Genomic DNA, 22,501 nt, shown 5'->3' on the forward strand with positions numbered 1-22,501 from the left:
TAAGACGAAAACTTAGTTATTAGCAGAAGTTTTATTTTTCATCTATATATTTTTCTGGTTCTTCTAATTTTAAATTAATTTTAATTTCAGAATACTTATTAAGCCAATTGTGAATTTCTTTAACAAGTATATTTTTTTTCAACAATAATTCTTCAACAGTTAAATTTGGTAATGTAACATAAAAATCTTCATTATTACTTTTGTCTTTAAAGAATACTTTTGCAAAATTAGCTTCTTCTAAATTATCAGGTATTTCTTTGATTCCGTAAATGTTTAAAAATTCTAATTTTTCTTTTATTTCTTGTGGTAACCAATAACTTCTTTTCATTTCAAGAATAGTGTCGGTAAATAAGCTGAAATCGTCAAAATTTATAACAACTGTTTTTGATTTCATTTTTTCATAAAATAATTCCTTTTCTAATTTAGGGTCGTCTATATTAAATCTTAGATAATATGTGAAATTTTCAGTTTTTATTTTAATTGTTTTACCTTTTAAATAATCAGCAAGCTCTAAAACTTTAAGTGTTTGGTTTTCTAAAAATTTATTATCTAGCGAAAATTTATTAAATAAAAATATAGCTATTAATAAGGTTATGAAAGTTGCAATTGCACCTAAAGATGTAAAAGCTGTGCCTAAAACTGTAACCCAAGAATCATTATTGCTCTTTAAAAAAAATGGAATTAAAAAAGATACTAGACAAAAAAAAATACTAGTTTTTAGTAGAATTTTCTTTTTATTCATAATTAATATTTGTTTAAAATTGCGTCACATTATTATTTTTTACGAAACTACTATAGCTTTAGTTTCGTAAAAAAAATCTGTACTTCGTGTAAGTAATAAATATACAAACAAAACTACATTTTACATCTTATTGTTTAAAATAAAAAACCTCTCTAAAATTGCTTTTAAAGAGGTTATTATTTATACTATTTTGTGTTTTTGTACCTAAAATTGGAGTTGTGAAAATATTACTTATGTTGATGCAGACCTTCGGTTCCGTTCAACAGGCTTTACTTCACTACTTTTTATTTGTGTTCAGTGATTTCAAAACATCTCATACCCTCCGGGCAAGACGAAAGCTTAGTTATTGGCAGCAGTTTTTTATTTTAGTTTGAGTGAATTATTTACTACTTCAATTGGGTTAGCTCCTTTTTTTATTTTAATTGGAAAGCCACTTACTTCAAGAATCTCTGTTGAAAGATTTACTTCAAGATAAATGTCTTCTCCATCAATATGTTTAGAAAGTTTAAATAAACTGGATTTAGAACCAAATAAATTATTGGAAAATATTTTTAGCTCAGCATCTGTCGTTTCTTTTTTTATGGTAGCAAGAGCTGGCGAAACCATCGCTAAAAGTAAGTCTCTAATTGCTTCAGCTTCGTTAATTTCTTTGACGTTAGAACAAAATTTCATTGCACGAATTATATCGCCATAATCCGACTTTACTTTTTCGTCAGTATCCTCCATTAGACCATTGACTTCATAAGATGCAGCATTTGGTTTTTCATCAACTGTCAAATTCCCAGAATGTTGATAATATGCTTCGATAGTTCCTTTTCTGAGAATAAAACATCCTAGTTTTTCCAGAAAGGACAAGAGTGATGATAAACGTACTTTAATCACTAGCCACTCTGTACCATTCTGCACTCTCTTGATATCTTCATCATTGGTATTAAATAACCAGCAAAAAGCACTTCTCCGTTTTGCTATTAGTTCATCTTTTTGTTTATCTCTATTAACCCAATAATAGTGTTGTTCAGCTTGGATTTTTATATCATTCCACTTAGTTGATACAATTTGACAGAAGTCATTATATATATCTTTTGCAAATTTTGCAGCATCTCTATGTCCTAATTCAGTAGCTATTTCTGTCGCTAGTGGCAGACTTGTAAAAACTCCAATAATATCTAAATTATCTGCTATTGCATCTGCATCTCCAAGTAGGGCAGGCTCTTTCCCGATTAAACGAAAGAGTTTAATTACTACTGGAAATTGTCCTTTTCCTGTCACAGGAAGGATTTGTGAGCCAGCAGCTTCCAAGTTCAAGGATAGTTTTCTGCTTAATGCTGTGCAAATTATTTCATCACTCGGACCTTCAACCAATAATGGTGAATGGCAAAAAAGCGCTAGTTTATGTTCTTGACCAAGCCTTGTAAGTAATGCTTGTAATTTCTTACTTTGAAAATCACCAAGTAAAGGGTCGATTTGAATTGGACTTTCTTGGATGTCGTTACAGAAAATTATGGAAGCCAAATCAGTTACTGAATTAACTTCAATAAATTCCGTTGAATGAGTTGAAATGAAGATTAGTTTTTTACCTTTTTCTGTATTACTTCCTGCAACTTTTTTGATTTCATTTAATAGGAATGATTGGAGTTGTGGATGCAATGAGACCTCTGGCTCATCAATTAATAAACATCCAACTTCATCATCATATAATGAAGCTAATATTGCAGCTAGGTGTAATAGACCACTAGCTTCTCTAGCGGACGAATAATTTTTAGTAGTTGTTTGATCAACTCTTGAAAAAAAAATTTTTAATCTTCCCCCATCCCAATCTACTACAATGTCTCTTTTGAATAGTTTGCGAAGTCTTTCTTGTACTTTTATTAAAACATCAGGACGTTCTGACAGAGTTGCGAAATCTCCAAGAATAGTCTCCGTTTGATGTCTTCTTTGTGTCGCAGATTTATCTCCAAAACTTGCAGAGTCAAAACTTGGTTGTCCACGTTGTCCGTCATAATCAGACCTGTAGTTTTCCATAGGTCCAAGTCTTCCAGCAGAAACATATCTGATTTTCTTCCCATTCAGATGAGTGTGAAGTGATTGTTTTAATCCTCGTAAAAGCTGTGTCTTACCTGCACCATTAGGTCCTAGGAAAGTAGTTATACCTCCGTAAATTTTAATTGTCGGATTTTTAATTCCGGCTATTCCAGTTTGTCCTAGATTTATATTTATGTCAAAGGGAAATGTCATACTGTGTGATGTCGTTAAAATTGCTGCCAACATTGTTTTTTCACGAAACTATTATAGCTTTAGTTTCGCATAAATAACAAATATACAAATTAATCTAATTTATAACCATTGTTGTGTAAAATATTATAGAATAACAAAGGGTTCTTTATAGCCCCCCTTTACTTATATTAATCAGATGTATTTATATAAAATACTCTGGAGTTAGACAAACCTAAAATTAACTCCAGAGTACCATTACTAACATTAAACTTACCTAAAAGCTAACACGACTAATTTAGTATATTGTTTTTAAATAAAACGTTTTTAATTACTTAATGTTTTGTGTTTTTTCAAATTCATCTAACTTTTTAAGTAATTCTGATTCTTCTAAATTAAATAATTTAGGATTATGTTCACCAGTTCTAGCAATAACCATTATTAGTTGACCAAGCCTATAATCTGGGTTTTCGATCCATATTTTTTCGATTCTTTCAAGTAAAGGTTTTATTCGTTTGGGATCTCTCATAAAATTAGATTTATTATTGTTGTTTAAGACAAGAAAAAGTTCTAGAAGTCATTATAGTATTATAATTAGTTCTTAGGCTTTATATAAATTGCCTTTCTACCAGTTGTTTCTTCTGAACTGACCAACTCATCGTTTTTTAAGTTCCTCATAACACCAGCGATAGCAACAGAAGTTATTTCTTTTGGTACTAATTTCAACCGAACTAACTCCTCTTTTATTTCAGCAACAGTTTTACCTTTATTAAGAAAGTTTGTATTTACTATATGCTCTCTAATTTTTGATGTCAATTTTAAAGATTCTATCCTATCTTTTGATAATTCATTTAGAGGTTTAAGAGGGATTTTAAAGTCTAATAATGTTTCTAATGGGTACTGAACGGCTTTTGCATATTCAATATATAAATCTATATCTTTTGCAATTCCTTTTTCAACTTTTAAAACTGAACTTTTTGAAATTTCAGTCATAAGAATAATATCATCAATTGATAAAAAAAGTTTCAAACGATGAGATCTTAACTTAGCTCCTATTTGCTCTCTATATTTAGAACCACTACTATTCATTAATGTCTATAGGTTTTTAATTAGAAAATAATTTGCATTTAATTAAAAAAGTATTATATTTGTTATAGCGAATTGATAATTAGTCCATAAAGACAAATTACTTACGATGGGTTCTCGGCTCAAAACGACCAATTTTACCTCGAGACTGTCGTGGAATCGCTCCATGTCTAAAAAGTTTTGTACTTTCGTATATGGCATGGGCGGTTTTCACGTATGCTTTAGAGGTAACTTTTAAACTTTCGAGTTTTTAAGATGGGTTTGGTCGCCCTTGAGTCTAAAGTGTGAAGCCGCCTTGCTTTTTTGCAATACATCTTCATATAAGAGAAACATCGTTCCATAAAACCCAACACAAAATGAGAACGAAACAATTTCCATTCATCCGTAAAAAACCGCCAGACAAAGTCTGTTTGTTTTTCCCATTCTTTTAAAGAACAATACTCCGATAACATTTTTAAAACACGGATCGTAAAGCAAAGGGTTATCCTTTCTTTACACGCTCTCTATCAGAGCCTCGGTAAGGAGACTTTGAAAGCATTCGTTTTATCTTTTTTATTCGCACAATAAATTTAAAACGTTTAATATCATTTTCCAAATTTATTGGGCTCTGCTACCTTATTATTAGTATTGAGATGTTAGAATTTAGTATTGAGAGGATTCAATTATGTACAAATTAGATTTCTCGAAATGACAGAATATTAGAGAAATAATGTGTTAAAAAGTGTTAAATTCCTGTATCGGTGTATATCGAAAATGACACTTTTCTGTATCGATTGTGTATCCGCGCTATATCCATTCTGTATCCATTGTATATGCGTTCCGTATGGTTTGTTCGAGGTTCGTGTATCGGAAGGGATAGGATTTTTGATATGAGAATTGAGATTTTAGAGTTGTACGATGTAAAAAGTACAATGTATTATGTATTTGAAAAAGGATTATGAAAACGTCATATGATTTGGAGGCGAGTGTCAAAAAGTTGAAGAGAATGGTTAAAATATTTTACTGTTTGCGTAGCAAATGATTTAAAATATTGAATGGCTGAAACTTATTTTGACCGTCGAAAATCAAAGACAAGAGTTTTTTGATTACTTTTTTGCTCATAAAAAAGTGATAGAAAGATTTCTCGATACCTCGAAATGACATATTAGATGCGATTCTGAGACAAGCTCCTTTAGATTTGAAAATCTTAAATTGTAGTATAAAAAGAAGAGAAAAGAGTTTGAGTACACTATAACGAGTTCAGAGCTATATAATCTCATATTCTGATTAAGACTCAACTCTTTCTTATCAAATTCTCAAATAGAAATTCGGGTTAAAAACCCATTAGTAAGGAATCGAGTTATTGATAAGTTTCTCTTCTCATTAAATTCAAATTTATGGAAAAAATTGTTATTGGTATTGATGTGAGTAAATTAACTTTAGACATCTGCATTCAAGAAAATGGAGTGAATCGTTTTGATACTATTGCTAATACTGAAAAAGCTATCAAATCTTTTTTGAAACAATTTGTTAAGAGACAAAATATTCTAATTGGAATGGAGAATACAGGGAGATTTAACATCCTTCTTTACAACGTATTAATTCAACATTCTTTTGCTGTTTATGTCATCAATCCTTTGCATTTGAAAAAAAGTATGGGATTAGTTAGAGGTAAAAATGATAAAATTGACAGCGAACGTATTGCTGTATTTTTACTTAAAAATTATATGGATCTTCAACAGTGGAAGCCTAATTCGAAAGTCATTGAAAAGATAAAATTATTGAATGCTGAAAGAAAACATCGCGTTAAAATAAGAGCAGGATTACTAGCTCAAGCAAAAGATGAACAATTCTTAAAATCAACTATGGATAAAGCTGTATTACGCTTAAACACTAAGCTTATTGATGTCTTAACGAAACAAATTAATGAAATAGAAGAAAGAATCTATCAATTAATTAACGAAGATGAACAGCTTCATAATCATTATAAAAGAATACAATCAATTCCTGGTGTAGGAAAAGTTTTAGCATTTAATATGTTGATTAAAACAGATGGTTTTACAACCATAAATACACCTAGACAAATGGCTTGCTATGCTGGAATAGCTCCATTTGATTTTCAATCTGGAACTTCCATAAGGCGAAAACCGAAAGTTTCATCAATGGCTGATAAAGATTTGAAGAAACTATTGCATTTAGCTGCAATGAGTGCTATTCGTTTAGATAATGACTTGGCTATTTATTATCATCGAAAGGTAGAAGAAGGGAAAAATAAAATGTCGGTCTTAAACGCAGTCAGAAATAAAATAATTCACAGAATTTATGCACTAATTAAAAATCAAAATATTTATAAAAATAACTTGGTTTTGTCATAGAAATCAGAATGACAGCAAGAAAGAAAAAAGACGTTAAACGTAGAACGTTAAGCGTAATACGTAGCAAAAACCGTAAAACGTTAAGCGTAGACCGTAAAACGTAAAAAAAATAAAACCCCTTTCCCAAAAACAAAGTTGGCGCGATGTACTGGAAAAGGAGAAGCTTTTAAAACTAATGTTGAATTAAAAAACGATGTAAAATTATGAAAAAATTTTACTTTAAACTCAATAGGCATACAATAAGTGTGCTATTGGGATTGGTTTGTGCTACACCCCTATTTGCACAAACAGGAAAAACCGTGACTGGAACGGTGAAAGATCATAACCATTTGCTCTCTGGCGTGGTCGTAACAGAGGAAGGTACACAGAATAGTGTGCGAACTGATGCGAATGGATATTATGCGTTGACCTTACAACATGATGATGCTAAACTAATTTTTGAGCAATTGGATTTCCCTATTCGTGAAGAAGAGGTGCTGAATAGAAGTGTGATAAATGTAAGTTTCACAAAAGAAGATGATGAAATTCAGCTAAAAGATGTGGTGATAAATGCGGGATACTATGCTGTAAAAGACAAAGAACGTACGGGGTCTATTGCACGTGTTACCGCAAAGGAAATAGAGAATCAGCCAGTAGATAATTTTTTAGCAACACTACAAGGACGGATGGCAGGAGTAGAAATAACTCAAGAAAGTGGTGGTTCTGGAGGTGGATTTCAGATAAAAATACGGGGACAAAACAGTTTAAGACCCGATGCCAATCAACCTTTATTCATTATAGATGGTATCCCCTACTCTTCGGATCCTATTGGAGGCACATCTACCTCTGGAAACAGACCTTCTTTTACAAGTCCGTTATCTACGATTAACCCTGCTGATATAGAAAGTATAGAAGTACTGAAAGATGCCGATGCTACAGCTATTTATGGTTCGCGTGGTGCAAATGGTGTGGTACTCGTTACAACCAAACAAGGAAAAGTAGGTGCTACACAGGTAAGTATTCGGACATCGATGGGGATAGGAAAAATTACACGCCCGTTGAAATTGATGAATACCGAACAATATCTTGATATGCGTAGACAGGCTTATGCCTATGATGGTATTTCTACTTATCCTACAAATGCCTATGATATAAACGGGACATGGGATACAACCCGATCTACCGATTGGCAAAAAGAATTAATTGGAGGTACAGCAGAATATAACATGATACAAACTTCTATAAGTGGTGGTAACACCACTTTTAATTATACCGTGAATGGTACACATCACGAAGAAACTACTGTTTATCCAGGAGAGTTTAAATATTTGAAGAATGCTGTTCATTTGGCTTTAAACTACAAGGATAAAAAGTTTAATTTCTTATTTACAGGTAATTATAGCAATCAAAATAACAATCAACCTTCTACTGATTTAACAACTATTGCAAGAGAATTAGCACCCAATGCACCTGCTTTATATGATGAGAATGGGCAATTGAATTGGGCAAATAATACATGGACTAATCCCTTAGCAAGTTTAGAGTCTAAATTTCTATCAAAAATAGATAATCTAACCGCTAATATGATGTTGAGCTATGCTATTTTACCTGATTTAACTTTTAAAACCAATTTAGGGTTTACCCAATTGCATAGCCGTGAGTTGAGAACTTTTCCGTCGACGATGTATAATCCTTCTTCTGGACAAGGTAGTGAATCATCAAGTGTAGAATCTAATCAAACTAATCGTTCTTCATGGATTATAGAACCTCAACTAAGTTGGGATAAGAAATGGAATCAACATCGTTTTTCTTTTCTTATAGGTGCAACTTTTCAGGATCAAACAACTGATAGGCTGTATTTAACTGCCGCCGATTTCCCTTCGAATGAAATGTTATTGTCTTTGTCTACTGCTGCTTTACAATTAATAGGCTTAGATGAAAAAACAAATTACCGTTATCAAGCTTTTTATGGACGATTGAATTACATCTTACAAGATAAATATATACTTAACGTAACAGCTAGACGAGATGGCTCGAGTCGTTTTAGTCCTCAGAATAGATATTCTAATTTTGGTGCAATTGGTGCGGCTTGGCTATTCACAAAAGAGGATTTTATAAAAAACAATAGATGGTTGAGTTTTGGGAAATTACGTGGTAGCTATGGAATTACAGGAAGTGATAATATTGGAGATTATCAATATTTAGATAATTATCAAACAACATCCAATCCATATAATGGGACAGTTGGTTTAAGTCCTATTCGGTTGTATAATCCCAATTATCATTGGGAGACAAATCGTAAATTAGAAGTTGCGCTAGAATTAGGTTTTCTACATGATCGTCTTAATTTTTCTATGGCTTATTATCAAAACAGATCAGGAAATCAATTGGTCGGAATTGCTCTACCTACTACAACTGGTTTTTCTTCTTTTTCTGGAAATTTACCTGCAACAGTAGAAAATAAAGGATGGGAATTTACACTAGGTTCCAAAAATATAACGACTAATAATTGGAAGTGGACAACAGAGGTTAATTTATCTTTTAATCGGAACAAGTTACTATCATATCCAGACCTTGAAAGCTCTGCTTACGCCAATACTTATGTTATCGGTCGATCTATTAACAGCATCAAACTTTATCAATACACAGGTATAAATCCTACAAATAATCAATATGAATTTTATGATTATGATGGAGATGGTAAAATAACTTCTCTGAAAGATCGAGTTGTACTCACTGATCTTAATCCCTCTTATTATGGTGGTATCGCCAATCAGATTCGGTACAAACAGTTGAGTTTAGATGTATTATTTCAGTTCGTAAAACAAGAACGACAATTGTACTTGCCTACAGCAATAGCTGGTACCATGACCAATCAGTTAGTAGACTATGGTATACCTATGCAACCATATAGTACTAAAAATTCTCAAATAGCGGCTAATTATAATTTAATGCGAAGTAGTACGCTTTCTATTGTGGACGCTTCTTACATCCGATTGAAAAACATTTCGATTACCTATGATATTCCTTTAAAAGATCATTTCTTGAAACCTCAAATCTTTCTACAAGGTCAAAATCTATTTACTCTAACGCCTTATAAAGGTGGTGATCCCGAATTTAAGTACAACCGATTTCTCCCTCCTCTTCGTACCATCGTAATGGGAATGAAATTAAACTTTTAGTCGAATAAGAATAATAAAATTTAGCACAATGAAAAATATATATACGTTAAGTTTAACAGTCGTTATAAGCGTCTTATTCTTTAGATGCAATGACTTTTTGGATGTTGATGTTCCTACTTCTCAATACAATAGTGAGTTGGTTTTTGCTGATAAAAAGACAACAAATGCTGCGCTTATTAACCTATATGCAGATATGAGAGAAAAAGGTTTTGTAAGTGGGCAAATGAGTGCTTTTCCTGTTTCTATTGGTCTATATACCGATGAATTGGATTCGTATCAAATCAATCAAGTAGAATCTCAAAATTTATATAATAATACATTACAAGCAAATAGCGCCACTGTACTACAATATTGGTCGCAAACCTATTATCAGATTTATATAGCAAATGCTATTATAGAAGGTTGTCAAAATAGTAAAGGCTTATCTACATCAGATAAAAATGGTTTTATAGGTGAAGCGCTTTTTGTGAGAGCATTGCTCCATTTTTATTTAGTGAATACCTATGGCGATATTCCTTATATAAAAACAACGAATTATGAGTTGAATAAAAGTGTTTCTCGTTTAGAAAAAACAAAAGTGTATGAACAAATTACACAAGATTTAGAAGTAGCTATACCGCTATTATCTTCACAAATAACACTACAACGTAATCGTCCTAATCAAGTAACTGCACAAGCTTTACTAGCACGTGTAGAATTGTATAAAGGAAATTGGGTAAATGCTGAAAAATGGGCTTCTACAGTAATTAATACTCCTTCTATAGAATGGCAACAAGATGTTAATCAAGAGTTTTTGAAAGAGAATAAATCGATTATTTGGCAAATTTCTCCTAAGCAAGCTGGTAATTATGCGTATGAAGGTGGTACATACTATGTCGCAACTGGTCCTCCTACTTCTATTGTTTTAACAAAAGTAAATACGCAGTTTGAACCAAATGATATTCGTCAAAAAAACTGGGTAAGAGAAGTTACAAACGGTACAAGTACTTGGAAACATGCTTATAAATACAAACAAAGAACAAACTCTTCTTCAACAACAGAAAACTCGGTTGTTTTTCGATTAGCAGAACAATTTTTAATTCGTGCTGAGGCACGTCTAAAACAACAAAATAAAGTAGGTGCCTTACAAGATCTAAACAAAATTAGATCAAGAGCTGGTTTACCTGCTTATATCGCATTGACTGATGAGGAAATTATAGAAGCTATTTTACAAGAAAGACAGCATGAGTTCTTCTGTGAATTTGGGCATCGTTTTTTTGATTTAAAACGATTGAATCTAATCGATCAACTATTAACTCCAACAAAATCAAATTGGAAAAGCTATTGCCAACAATGGCCAATTCCTGAACAAGAAATATTAAAGAATTCGAATTTAACACAAAACACTGGATACTAATGAAAACAACTATATTGAAGCGTCTTATTGTATTGATACACCTCATGTTTTTATTTAACATGAAGCTTGTATCTGCACAACATACTCACCGAACAGTAAAAGAATCTGAATACGATAAATGGGGAAAAGTTATTGGTTCGCAAATTTCTGAAAAAGGTAATTGGTCTACTATTAGTATATCTTACGCTACTAGAGATACTGTATTTTTGATTAACAACTTGACGAAACAACAAATAAGTATTGCTGGAGTAAGAGAAGGTTCTTTTATGAAAGAAAATTCATTTCTATGGTTAAAAAACAATAATCTTTCTGTATTTAATTTAAAAACGCTAGAAAATATTGAGATTCCTGATGTAAAAAAATATGTTGTTTCAGTGGACAAGAATATTCTTATTTCCATAGAAAAACACAACAATGCACAACGAATTGTTTTGCGAGATATAAAAGGTAATAGTATAAAAACCATTGAAAATACGCGTAATTATAGTTTTGATAATGAAACAAATCGAATGGTTTATGAAAAAATAGTTGATACTAGTATCTTTTTAGAATACATAGATCTTTCTCACCCTTTGTCATCTAATGCGGTAGCACATAAAGAAGCTGGTTCTTACATTAATTTTAAATGGAACGACAATGGTGTCGTTATATTATCGAAAAACGAAAACGCCTTGTCTAGCATTTGTTATTTTGATCTAAAAAGTAAAAACTTAGACTGTATGAATACTAATTTGATAGAAGACGAAATCGATCAAACATCAAATACATTGTATCTTTCTGCTAATGCTGAATTCATTTATTTCAATGCCAAAAAGAAGTTGATAAACAGAACAACAAATGATTCTGTAGAAATATGGTATGGTTCGGATCAGCTAATCTATCCAATTAGAAAAATGAGAGATGAACGTGGTTATACCCCTTATACTTGGGTTTGGAATAGAGTAGAAAATACTGTAAAACAGATTACAGACGATGAACTACCTAATATACATTATTTATCGAATAGTAATAAGCTCTTATTATACAACCCATATCAAAACACAACAGATAATAAATTAATAAACGATTATGATGTTTATTTCTATGATTCGAAAACAGCTGTTAAGAAAAGAATTATTCAAGAATTTGATCCAAATACTCATCTATTCGGAAATGTAGGACAAACAGATGATTTTGTTTACTACTATGACAATAATTGGTGGTGGTATAATACAAAACTTGAAACAGCTACAAATTTAACTTCTTCCATATATGCCGAATGGGATAACAAATTACTAGATGAAGGTTATCAACAAATTGCATGGGGAATTGCAGGAATCTCAAATGATAAACAATACCTCTATCTATATGACACCTATGATATTTGGAAAATAAATGTAAAGACATTAGCTTCTACTAAGTTGACAAAAGGTAGAGAGTCGCAACAAGTTTTTCGTTTTGAGTTATTGACGAAATCAAAAAATACGTCGGATATCCGTCTTATTGACGAAACAAAGAACAACAGGTTGGTTATAAATGATCTAAATACAAGAATTAAATCTTATGCCATATTAAAACCAAATCATACAATTGATTTACTATTGACAAGTCATGATTTTTTATATACAAAGTTGCAACAAGCCAAGTTAACAACAGATTTTATTTACTTAAAAGAAGCCTATAATTTACCACCAGAATTGTGGTATAAAAAAGATATGAGAAGTGAAGCAATACAATTATTCGCAACGAATAAACAACATTATCTTTATGATTGGGGAACATCAGAATTATTGCATTACACAACTATAGATGGAAAAAAATTAAAAGCTGCTATATTTTATCCACCGAATTACACAAAAGGAAATGTATATCCTGCTATAGTTCGTGTCTACGAAAATTTGTCACAAACAGTAAAAGAATACCACAATCCATCGATGTATAACAACATAGGATTTAACGTATCAAATCTTACGCAACAAGGTTATATTGTTGTACTTCCTGATATGGTATATGATAAAGGTTTTACTGGTGCATCTGCTACAAATTCAGTTGTAGGGGTTCTGAACAAACTAATTGATGAAGGTGTAACTGAAAAAGGAAAAATAGGATTGATTGGACAGTCATTTGGAGGATATGAAACCAATTTTATACTTACACAAACCGATTTATTTAGTGCTGCTGTTACAGGAGCAAGTTTATTTGACTTGGTAAAAGACTATTTTTGGAATGAACCTTACGAAAAAACAGAAAGCTGGCGCTATGAAAATTTTCAATTTAGAATAAAAAAGCCTTTTTTTGAAGCGCCCGAACTTTATATAAAAAATTCTCCTTTGTATCATGCAAATAGAATCACAACACCAATATTGAGTTGGACAGGTAAAAATGATGCTACTGTACCTCCAGAACAAACAATGACAATTTATACCGCTTTGAGGAAACTCAAAAAAAAGATTGTTATGTTACGCTATCCTGAAGCAAGACATTTTGTTACAAGTAAAGAAGATCAAACAGATTTGACAAAAAGAATAGAACAATGGTTTGCTTTTTATTTGAAAAACGAACCAAAAAGTAGTTGGATTAAATAACCTACAAATAAGAAGAGGTTCCTTTCGGAACCTCTATTTTTAATTAATTGGTTTATATAATTCTAAAACACACTGACCAACACCATTTTTTTGCCAAACTTGCTGTGGAGTTGCTTCTTCTGTCATACAAAGTTGATCTGTACGTTCTTGTGTACAATCAACTTTAATTTCTTCACAATCTGTAGACGAACTATGTCGAATAAATCCATCGATTAAAGCAGCATCTTTGATAGATTCGTTGCTTTTTGTTTGCTGTGTAGCAAACGCTCCTATTCCAGCCAATAAAAATGCTGCAATAGGCAATACTGTTTGAAGTTTTAAATTTTTCATTTTTTGTAATTATTTTGGTTTTAACCTACTATATTATACAGGTGTTCGGTTATCCTCCTGCTATCGGCCGATAGTTTATTGTATGATTTTCGTATTAAGCGTATATACAACCAGTTGATTCTTTATAATTGCATATAAATTGTTATTGTTAATAATAAATTCATTTGTTTTTTGACGATCAACATCATAGAGATAAAAACTGCCTTTATACAATTGTTTTTGATAATCATATATATCTACTGCAGAAGCTTGTTTCCATACTTGATTATCTTCAAATTGTCCTTTTTTAGTAGAATTTATATACAATAGTCCATTGTCTACCGCTGCTAAGCGGTTTACTACACTATTAGGATTTAATAATTTTTGCTGATTTTGCTGATTCGTTATAACTTTAAGTGGTGCTAAACGGGTGGTGTCTATTGTATGAGATCTGGTGATTACATCTAAATTTTTATTCGCAACTACATAATTGTTTCGATAATAGTATACATATAGAACCCGTTGGGTGTAATTAAATTGTTTGATTTTTAATATTGTTTATTGGTCTGTCAAATATAAATTTATTGATATATTGTACTAGTGTTAAAGCTGTTATTTTTGCTAAAATCCTTGTTTTAAAACCTTCAAAAGTTTTAGCATAATTGTTTCTAATTCTGAATTGGTCGCATAGTTGTGAAAATAATGTTTCAATTCTTTTTCTTGATTTTCTAAAGATATAAGGTTGTGGTCTATAATCTTTTTGATTATTTCTTTTGGGCGTTTCTAATTTGATGTTTACCGTCTGAAATAAATCTAATTGAATGCTTTGAGACAAGTAATCTTTATCTCCAAGCAACACACAATCAGACATTTGTTGTTTTATGTTTTTCAAAAAATGAACATCGTGAACCTCTGCTTTTGTAATATCCAATGAATGGAAAATTCCATTTATAGAACAAACACCGTGTAATTTATATCCGTAAAACCAGCTATTTTGAGAAGCACAAAACCCTTTTGAAGGAGCAGTTTCAACATCTTTTTTACAAATTTTAATTCTTCGATGGCGTGCAAATTTGCAAATCTCCAACGGCATACTATCCACTATAAAATAATCTTCAAATTCTAAAAACCGAGATGCTAACTTAGTCCTTACTTCTTCTAAAAAGAAAAACAATTTTCGTCTTCTTTTATTGAACTGGCTTCGCTCAATTAAATTAGGTATTTGCTGTTCATTAATCTCTTTAAATAAAGAATTTTCACTGTCAATTGACATAAATTCAGCCGTCAAACTTAATGCAACAACCTCTAAATCAGTCATTTTTTCTTTTCTTCCAACGCCAGATTTATATTTTAATTCACATCCTAACGAACTTACAACTTCTAAAACTCTAAAATAATTTTTTACTATCTTTGACATGGATATTGGTTTGTTTTGCGACTTCAAGATACTGAATTTCAGTATCTTGACCAATATCTGATCAATTTTTTTTACTTAAATAATTACACCCAACGGGTTACATATAGAAATTTATTTTGTTGTAAATCAAACAACGGAATGCCATCTGTATCAAAAATCCCTTGTGTTGCTTCCCCAAATATTGATGTAGTGGTAAATTGTTGAACAGAAGGTGCTAAATTATATCGTGCTAGTATATTTTGCTTTGTTTTAAAATCTTGCTTACGGACAAATAACTCGTCTGTTGAACTTATAACAGCTTTCGAAAAATAAAGGGTTGGATCTGTTGATAATACTTTAGCTTCCCATGTTTTGATATCCCCCTTAAAGATTACAGGAACAGTTCCATCTACTAAAAAGAAATGTGGAGATGAAATAAATATTTTAACTGTACGAAAAGGAAAGTCGTCTTGGTCGATTTTAATTATTAGCTCACGAGATTGATAATTATCTAAATCGATTTCTGTTACATAAAGAGGTGCAAATCGATTTCCTAAGTACAGCTTATTGTTTGTAACACCAATAAAATAGTGTGAATTATTTTTAAGCTTATACGAATGTTTACCAATCACAATATCTTTCAAATATTTCCGAATAAATGGATTCTGTTTAGACATCTTTGCTTCTGATTGTAAGAATAAAATAACAACACAACCCGCACTCAGAATACCAATTACAATTAATTTCAAGAAAAGCTTTCGTTTTACACTTTCTCTTGTAATCATAATAGCAATGATGGAAAGACCAACAAAGACTACATTAAAAATTAAATGTTCTTTCCATCCCATCTTTTCTAAAATACCGCCACAGGAACATGGAATGAAATCGCTGTAATTTAATATCAGATAAATATATACTGTAAATGCTATCATTAATCCGAACGAAGCATAAAGCCCAATTAATCGCCATCTTTTATAACAAAGCAGTAATGCAATCACTATTTCCACAGTAATAACTGCATAGGAAATAAATCCTGCATAAGCACTAAGCAATGGTGATTGAGCCAATTGAATTTGAAAATTCTCAAAATCCATCAGCTTGCTTGCCGCTGCATAAATGAACAACACAATAAATAGGTAGCAGATGAGTGTTTGTATAAATGGATCGTATTTTCTCATCTTAATGTGTTTTAGGGTTTAAAGTGAACTACTCACCTCCTTCCTCAGTACGCTTGATATAAGGATCTTTATCTTTTGGTGGATCAGCTTCTTCTTGAATAGAATCAGCAGTAACGATACTATCCAATTCTATATGTAAATCTGATTCGCGTTTTTGTTCTACAACAGATGAACCATCTGATCTTAATTGTGGAGCTTCCTCCTCCTCTATACATTGATAAAATAGGAAACTAATGATGCTAATGAATAAATAATTTTTTGTTTTCATAGTCGTGTTTTTTAGGATTATTTATATTCTTAGCTTAAAATTAGAAGGCATAATGATTAAAACAATAAAGAAGCACGTCAAAAACATAAAGACTATGTTGATTTTATAAAAGTGTTACCTGTAATCGTTTATATTATTAATAAACAATAAATTACCAAATGTTAATTTTTTAATTTACTATAAAAAAGATACGCTACTACGCTGTATAAATGGGTGAAATTTATAAATTCATACATTTCATGGAGTAATCGATTAGTGATTTGTGGTAATTTACAAACCTAATTCGATTAAAATAAGTAACTTACATGGAAATCTACTACTGTTTTCATCTAAAAAAACAATGCTTATGAAAACATCTATACCTCTTCTAATTGGATTTTTATGGCTTATTTTCAACATCGAAAATGTCTATGCAATTGATCAACTAAGCACACAAACAAATGATTTTCTGGTTCAGAGAATTGATTCATTTCAAACCGATAAGAACAATCCCGAAGTTTGGAAGTACATTAATGCTTATATCCTAAAAGCTAAAATTAGTAATGATGGCGAAACGTTGTGCTATGGCTATAAGGAAGCTATTTTCTATTCACAGGATTATTCAACCAAATTAAAATATGCTGATAGTGCAATAGTTGTTGCTCAACAGACAAGGAATAATGATTTGATTGTTCAAAGTTTTCTTTCGAAAGGATTGGTTCATTATCAGTTCAAGAAATTTCAACCAGCCTTAAAAAATTATTTATGGGCTGAAAAGAAATTGAATAAGAAATCATCCAACTATTTAACGCATAAAGTCCTTTTTAATGTTGCTTTAATTAAATTTCAATTAAAACAGTTTAGTGAAGCGGAACTATTGTTTCAGAAATGCAATATTTACTTTGAAAATAATAGTTCAGATGTCAATCACCAAGCTTATTATCTAAATAGCCTTTATTATTCCGTTCAAATTTTACAGGCTCAACATAAATACAAAGAAGCTGATCAACTTAATCATATAGGTTTGAAATTGAGTCAAGATTCGCAAAACGACTATTTCATTCATTATTTCACCTATTTAAAAGGAATTCAATTCTATTTAGAAAAAGAGTATCAACAATCAATAACCACGCTAACAAATGAATTAGATTATTTAAAAGATCAACAAGATGCTAATTCACTTAGTTTGGCTTATTTTTATATTGGTAAATCTTACGAGGCAATAAATGAAGTACAAAAAGCAATGATATATTTTGAAAAAATAGATCAACTTTTTAATGAATATGATTTTTTAGATAGCGATATTCGTGCTGCTTACGATGCCTTAATCCATAATTCTGAAAATAATCGTAATTACCCAAACCAATTGTATTATATCAATCAGTTACTAAAACTAGATCATTTAACTCAGCAAAATACAGTAAAGCTATCTCCTATTCTCCAAAAAGAATATGATGAAAAAGAATTATTGAAGTTGAAGAAAAATGTTGAATTCAAAATCACCATCTACCCTATTTTGATAGGTTTTGTGATCATTTTATGTTCCATCGGGGTATTGTATAGTTACAAACGTTTTTTCAAACAGCTTACGATAGATAAAAAGAAAGTAAAAGAACCTCCTGTTATTGAGATTCCGACTGAAGTTGTAAATCATATTTTGAATCAGTTGAATGATTTTGAAATGAATCACTTATTTGTACAGAAAACTTTAACCTTGGCTCAATTAGCAAAATCATTTAAAACCAATTCTGCATATTTATCAAAGATTATTAACTCAGAAAAAGGAACTAATTTTTCAAATTACATCAATCAACTTCGAATAAATTATGTTCTTCATCTCCTAATGGATTCAGATCAGTATCATCAACATTCAATTGGTGATTTAGCAGAATTAGTAGGTTTTTCATCTTCTCGTCAATTTTCGAATGTATTCTTTCAAGTAACCTCATTTCGCCCTTATGAATATATAAAACAATTGAAATTCAATCTAAACAAAAACAATTAAAAAGAAAAGACATCTCGATACTTCGGTAGACTCTCAAACCGAGGTTCATTGCCCCTATTCAAAAAGATAGTAAATACCGTCACTTCGAGTGATTTTCAAAATGTAATGTAGAAAATTGTATCGAGAAGTTAGACATTTTAAAACAATTTTCGTCTTATTCTTCGACATAATCAATGTGACAAAATTCTTTATTAAAAGTGAATTTGAATATTGAAAAAGGATGAAAAAACCGACGATTTAGAATCGAAATGCGATTCAACTCTAAATTATTGGAATAAAAAAAGTTGAGGTGTCTGAACGAAGTGAGTTATCAACTTTATGGAAATAATTTATTTAGTTGAATCATTGAGAGACTACTGTCGGCATCTTTTTTTGTTTCGTTTTTTTGGATGAGCAAAAAAATGAAAGGAAGATATGACAAAAAAGAATATTCACCACATAGGTACATACAACTGACATAGAAAAGACATTTCGATACAATTTTCTTTTTCTATGAAACGAAAATTTACTCAATGTGACAACAAGAAAGAAAAACACGTGAAACGTTAACCGTAGAACATAGACAATTCCAAATGGCAGGATACTCCCAACATCAAGGCAAGATAAAGGCAACATAGTGGCAGTAGAATGTATGTAAACGATTTTAGAATTACAATTTTAGAATTGAGATATGAGAATTGTAGTATGTAAAAAGTAGTATGTATTTAAGATTAAGAATGAGGTTCTGATCATAATTTACGATAATAAGAAGATAATTATTTTATTACGTTCATTTTTTGTCTTGATAAAAAAAACATTTGAGATTAAGAATTTGAAATTAAAAGGAGAAGCTCCTGTGGAGCTTAGGTAAAATTGTTACAAGTTGATTAATAATTATATGTTCATTTTTATTCATGAGTTATTATTGTTTTCAAATGAATTCATATGCCCTTCGGGGAAGTCTTGACACAAAAACAAACCAAAAAAGTCAAGACCGCGATTTTCGACGTTCAATTAGCATTTCACGCACTAAAAAGATTAAATGATTCGCATACGCTCACTAATCTTTTTTACGCTTGTTTCAATAGATTGAAGCTCGTCTGCAAATCGTATGTCGACTTTAATACTCTTATTTACAACAATCTCGACTTTTCAGCAATGACGATTTATAAATTCATTGTAAAAAAAGGATTTTGAATATTGAAAAAGGATGAAGAAACCGGCATTAAAACTCTCACGTTAAGAAAATGTTTGAATGCAGCGTTAAAAAGATTTTAGCCCGTAGGGTTTGTAAAATCTTTAGTGGAATGATAACATTTTTAGTAGAGAGGTTTACAGCCAAGCGTTTTTTGTTTCGTTTTTTGCGCTTAAAAAATGAAAGAATGATAATGATTTAAAACATTGAATGGCTGAAACTAATTTTGACCGTCGAAAATCAAAGACAAGTCTTGCTTTTGCTGAGCCTGCCGAAGTATTCGTTAGTTTTTTTGATTGTTCCCCGAAGGGCATATGTATACCGATAATTAAAATATATAAGCTATGAATAAAAAAGTGACAAAAGATTTCTCGATACCTCGAAATGACAGATAGAAATTGTCATTCAGAATGTAGCTTTAGCGAAATGAAGAATCTCTTAACCCTTCTCATCCAATAGATTGAAGCTCGTCTGCAAATCGTATGTCGACTTTTCAGCAATGACGATTTATAAATTCATTGTAAAAAAAGGATTTTGAATATTGAAAAAGGAGTTAAAAATCCGACGATTTAGAATCGAAATGTTTTAATCATAGTAAATAAATCGATATTTTTCAGTTTACTGAACTATACAATTTCTAAAATAAAAAAAACTATGTTTCTATTGTGGTTAGAAAATTAGAGGATTCGGTTCGACACTTCGACACTTCGTAAACTCAGTAACAAGTTTCAATACTCACATCAAATACCGTCACTTCGAGTGATTTTCGAAATGTAATGTAGAAAATTATATCAAGAAGTTAAACGTTTTAAAACAATTTTCATCTTATTCTTCAACATAATAAATGTGACAGCAAGAAAGAAAAAAACGTAAAAAGTTAAGCGTAAAACATAATAAATTAATTCCCTATAAATTTCAAATAAAAAATCTTGATTTTTCACCTATTCAAAACCCATTAAGTGTTAGTTGTACGATTTTTGATTCATTATTGAATAATAACATTCTAAAAATGAATACCATGAAAAATAACACGACACAAAACATCGCACGATATACCTTAGGAGCTTTTTTGATTGGAGCAGGAATTGCTCACTTAACTATAGCTAGAAAAGAATTCAAGGCACAAGTACCAAATTGGGTTCCTTTACCCAAAGATGACACAGTTGTGTATTCGGGAATTGCAGAAATAGCCTTGGGTAGTACGATTGTTTTAGCTCCAGATAGTAAAAAAGAAATAGTTGGAAAAATAGCAGCTTGTTTTTTTGGGGCTGTTTTTCCTGGAAACTGGGCTCAATATAAAAACAAAAGAGATGGTTTTGGATTGGATACAGATCAAAAAAGATTAGCACGATTATTCATGCAACCTTTACTAATTATATGGGCTTTGAAATCGACTAAAAATACTAAATAACTTGTTTGAAGTAACCAACTTACGACAATTGAATTATATTAAACAAATTTGAATGAAAGAGGATGACTTTTAATAAAGATCTAAATAGAAGATTAAAATAATTACGTAAATAAATAACTGTATGATAATAATTTATAGTATTTTTATCTCAAATAATACTATAAAATTAATATTTGAACAGCGATGAATAAACTATTTATTGTAGCGATTGCAGCTACTTTGATTGTTTCTTGTAACAACAAAACAGAAGAAAAGAAAACGGATAATGTTATAGTAGATACTAATCAAAAACAAGAAAATACGATTGCTGATAATGGATTTGACATCAGCAAAATTCCATTTTCAACAGCTGATATTGGAGATTTTCCTTTCATAAATCTTCCGCAAGGTTTAAAAGAAATGAACAAACCTTTGGTAAAACAATTTGACATATGTTTTTTTCCTATTAACGGTGTTATGACACCTTTTGAAGGAAAGTTGTATAAAACTTTTGTTTCACCTAAACAAGGAGAAGAATTTTCGCAACATTTCTTTGAAAAAAGTATGGCTGATTATTTACAATCTATCGGGGCTGTTAAAGTGTTTGATGGTGAAATAACCAAAGAAGAATATGAGCGTTACAATAAACAAGATCCGAATAAAGGAGGCGAAGGCGATATGGGATACGCTGGACAAAATATGAAGTTTTGGGTATTACGTACAAAAGATAAAGGAAATGTATATATACAATACCTTTCTAACAATGCTGGTGCTTCGCTTAATGTACTACAAGAAACAGACTTTAAGCAAACTATCACCAAAGTAACAGCAGACGAAATTGCTGAGGATTTGACTAAGAATGGAAAATCTATTTTATATATAAATTTTGATGTTGATCAAGCAAAAATCACGCAAGAAGGTGATGAGATTGTGACTGAAATTGCAAATGCCTTAAAGAAAGATAACACATTAAAAATATCAATTGAAGGGCATACTGATAATTCGGGCGACGCTAAGCATAACAAAAAACTATCTAATGATCGTGCAAATGCTGTAATGCAAAAACTAATTGCTTTAGGTATTGATAAAACACGTTTATCTGCTATAGGATACGGAGCTGAAAAACCATTGGTAGCAAATGATACAGAAGAAAATAAAGCTAAAAATAGACGTGTAGAGTTGGTTAAAGTAAAGTAAAATCTATATATGTTTTAATTTTATTAAACATGAAAAATATTGATACTAATCCGTAGTACATTATTAAAAAAAGTTGCTCCAAACATTATAG

15 protein-coding genes are annotated in these 22,501 nt (G+C 30.9%); 7 read left to right on the plus strand and 8 right to left on the minus strand.

Features of this window, described 5'->3' with window-relative positions:
- Window positions 1-31 precede the first annotated feature (31 nt).
- From ACTS9J_RS10125 to ACTS9J_RS10140, 4 genes are all read right to left on the minus strand, one after another.
- Entirely contained in the window at window positions 32-742 is a 711-nt protein-coding gene (locus ACTS9J_RS10125) for a hypothetical protein (protein WP_448353181.1), read from the minus strand.
- A 360-nt stretch (window positions 743-1,102) separates the two neighbouring features.
- Window positions 1,103-3,010, minus strand: coding sequence for an ATP-dependent nuclease (locus ACTS9J_RS10130; RefSeq protein ID WP_201772819.1), 1,908 nt, complete (start codon window positions 3,008-3,010; stop codon window positions 1,103-1,105).
- A gap of 274 nt (window positions 3,011-3,284) precedes the next feature.
- On the minus strand, window positions 3,285-3,482 hold the full coding sequence (locus ACTS9J_RS10135; protein WP_038330669.1) for a hypothetical protein: 198 nt from the start codon (window positions 3,480-3,482) through the stop codon (window positions 3,285-3,287).
- 65 nt (window positions 3,483-3,547) lie between these two features.
- Window positions 3,548-4,042 (minus strand): transcriptional regulator, encoded by a 495-nt coding sequence (locus ACTS9J_RS10140; RefSeq protein WP_038330667.1) that lies wholly within the window; start codon window positions 4,040-4,042, stop codon window positions 3,548-3,550.
- A gap of 1,373 nt (window positions 4,043-5,415) precedes the next feature.
- On the opposite strand from ACTS9J_RS10140, the gene ACTS9J_RS10145 reads away from it, so the two are divergent.
- From ACTS9J_RS10145 to ACTS9J_RS10160, 4 genes are all read left to right on the plus strand, one after another.
- Window positions 5,416-6,393, plus strand: coding sequence for an IS110 family transposase (locus ACTS9J_RS10145; protein ID WP_038337380.1), 978 nt, complete (start codon window positions 5,416-5,418; stop codon window positions 6,391-6,393).
- Between the two features lie 203 nt (window positions 6,394-6,596).
- Window positions 6,597-9,554 carry a SusC/RagA family TonB-linked outer membrane protein gene (locus ACTS9J_RS10150; RefSeq protein ID WP_448353182.1) on the plus strand — a complete coding sequence of 986 codons (2,958 nt, stop codon included), beginning with the start codon at window positions 6,597-6,599 and terminating at the stop codon, window positions 9,552-9,554.
- A gap of 28 nt (window positions 9,555-9,582) precedes the next feature.
- Window positions 9,583-10,950, plus strand: a complete 1,368-nt coding sequence (locus ACTS9J_RS10155) for a RagB/SusD family nutrient uptake outer membrane protein (protein ID WP_313572659.1) — start codon at window positions 9,583-9,585, stop codon at window positions 10,948-10,950.
- Window positions 10,951-11,009: 59 nt separating this feature from the next.
- Entirely contained in the window at window positions 11,010-13,514 is a 2,505-nt protein-coding gene (locus ACTS9J_RS10160; protein ID WP_448353183.1) for an alpha/beta hydrolase family protein, read from the plus strand.
- A gap of 39 nt (window positions 13,515-13,553) precedes the next feature.
- On the opposite strand, the gene ACTS9J_RS10165 is transcribed toward ACTS9J_RS10160, so the two are convergent.
- The 4 genes from ACTS9J_RS10165 to ACTS9J_RS10180 form a co-directional block, all read right to left on the minus strand.
- On the minus strand, window positions 13,554-13,844 hold the full coding sequence (locus ACTS9J_RS10165) for a DUF6520 family protein (protein WP_221855747.1): 291 nt from the start codon (window positions 13,842-13,844) through the stop codon (window positions 13,554-13,556).
- A gap of 511 nt (window positions 13,845-14,355) precedes the next feature.
- A complete protein-coding gene (locus tag ACTS9J_RS10170) occupies window positions 14,356-15,240 on the minus strand; it encodes an IS982 family transposase (RefSeq protein WP_448353184.1) in 885 nt (294 codons plus the stop codon).
- 83 nt (window positions 15,241-15,323) lie between these two features.
- Window positions 15,324-16,397 (minus strand): DoxX family protein, encoded by a 1,074-nt coding sequence (locus ACTS9J_RS10175; RefSeq protein WP_448353185.1) that lies wholly within the window; start codon window positions 16,395-16,397, stop codon window positions 15,324-15,326.
- 28 nt (window positions 16,398-16,425) lie between these two features.
- Window positions 16,426-16,665: a hypothetical protein gene (locus tag ACTS9J_RS10180; protein ID WP_448353186.1), complete on the minus strand. Its 240-nt coding sequence runs from the start codon at window positions 16,663-16,665 to the stop codon at window positions 16,426-16,428.
- 346 nt (window positions 16,666-17,011) lie between these two features.
- Between ACTS9J_RS10180 and ACTS9J_RS10185 the strand changes: the two genes are divergently transcribed.
- The 3 genes from ACTS9J_RS10185 (at window position 17,012) to ACTS9J_RS10195 (ending at window position 22,410) form a co-directional block, all read left to right on the plus strand.
- Window positions 17,012-18,649 (plus strand): helix-turn-helix domain-containing protein, encoded by a 1,638-nt coding sequence (locus ACTS9J_RS10185; protein WP_448353187.1) that lies wholly within the window; start codon window positions 17,012-17,014, stop codon window positions 18,647-18,649.
- Between the two features lie 2,192 nt (window positions 18,650-20,841).
- A complete protein-coding gene (locus ACTS9J_RS10190) occupies window positions 20,842-21,234 on the plus strand; it encodes a DoxX family protein (protein ID WP_038330750.1) in 393 nt (130 codons plus the stop codon).
- 183 nt (window positions 21,235-21,417) lie between these two features.
- On the plus strand, window positions 21,418-22,410 hold the full coding sequence (locus ACTS9J_RS10195) for an OmpA family protein (protein WP_291069913.1): 993 nt from the start codon (window positions 21,418-21,420) through the stop codon (window positions 22,408-22,410).
- Window positions 22,411-22,501 lie beyond the last annotated feature (91 nt).

The organism is Empedobacter sp. ULE_I140 (assembly GCF_053482575.1).

Coding starts and splice junctions, on each gene's coding strand:
- ACTS9J_RS10125 (WP_448353181.1), bottom strand. CDS start 742: ATGAATAAAAAGAAAATTCTACTAAAAACTAGTATTTTTTTTTGTCTA.
- ACTS9J_RS10130 (WP_201772819.1), bottom strand. CDS start 3,010: ATGTTGGCAGCAATTTTAACGACATCACACAGTATGACATTTCCCTTT.
- ACTS9J_RS10135 (WP_038330669.1), bottom strand. CDS start 3,482: ATGAGAGATCCCAAACGAATAAAACCTTTACTTGAAAGAATCGAAAAA.
- ACTS9J_RS10140 (WP_038330667.1), bottom strand. CDS start 4,042: ATGAATAGTAGTGGTTCTAAATATAGAGAGCAAATAGGAGCTAAGTTA.
- ACTS9J_RS10145 (WP_038337380.1), top strand. CDS start 5,416: ATGGAAAAAATTGTTATTGGTATTGATGTGAGTAAATTAACTTTAGAC.
- ACTS9J_RS10150 (WP_448353182.1), top strand. CDS start 6,597: ATGAAAAAATTTTACTTTAAACTCAATAGGCATACAATAAGTGTGCTA.
- ACTS9J_RS10155 (WP_313572659.1), top strand. CDS start 9,583: ATGAAAAATATATATACGTTAAGTTTAACAGTCGTTATAAGCGTCTTA.
- ACTS9J_RS10160 (WP_448353183.1), top strand. CDS start 11,010: ATGAAGCTTGTATCTGCACAACATACTCACCGAACAGTAAAAGAATCT.
- ACTS9J_RS10165 (WP_221855747.1), bottom strand. CDS start 13,844: ATGAAAAATTTAAAACTTCAAACAGTATTGCCTATTGCAGCATTTTTA.
- ACTS9J_RS10170 (WP_448353184.1), bottom strand. CDS start 15,240: ATGTCAAAGATAGTAAAAAATTATTTTAGAGTTTTAGAAGTTGTAAGT.
- ACTS9J_RS10175 (WP_448353185.1), bottom strand. CDS start 16,397: ATGAGAAAATACGATCCATTTATACAAACACTCATCTGCTACCTATTT.
- ACTS9J_RS10180 (WP_448353186.1), bottom strand. CDS start 16,665: ATGAAAACAAAAAATTATTTATTCATTAGCATCATTAGTTTCCTATTT.
- ACTS9J_RS10185 (WP_448353187.1), top strand. CDS start 17,012: ATGAAAACATCTATACCTCTTCTAATTGGATTTTTATGGCTTATTTTC.
- ACTS9J_RS10190 (WP_038330750.1), top strand. CDS start 20,842: ATGAAAAATAACACGACACAAAACATCGCACGATATACCTTAGGAGCT.
- ACTS9J_RS10195 (WP_291069913.1), top strand. CDS start 21,418: ATGAATAAACTATTTATTGTAGCGATTGCAGCTACTTTGATTGTTTCT.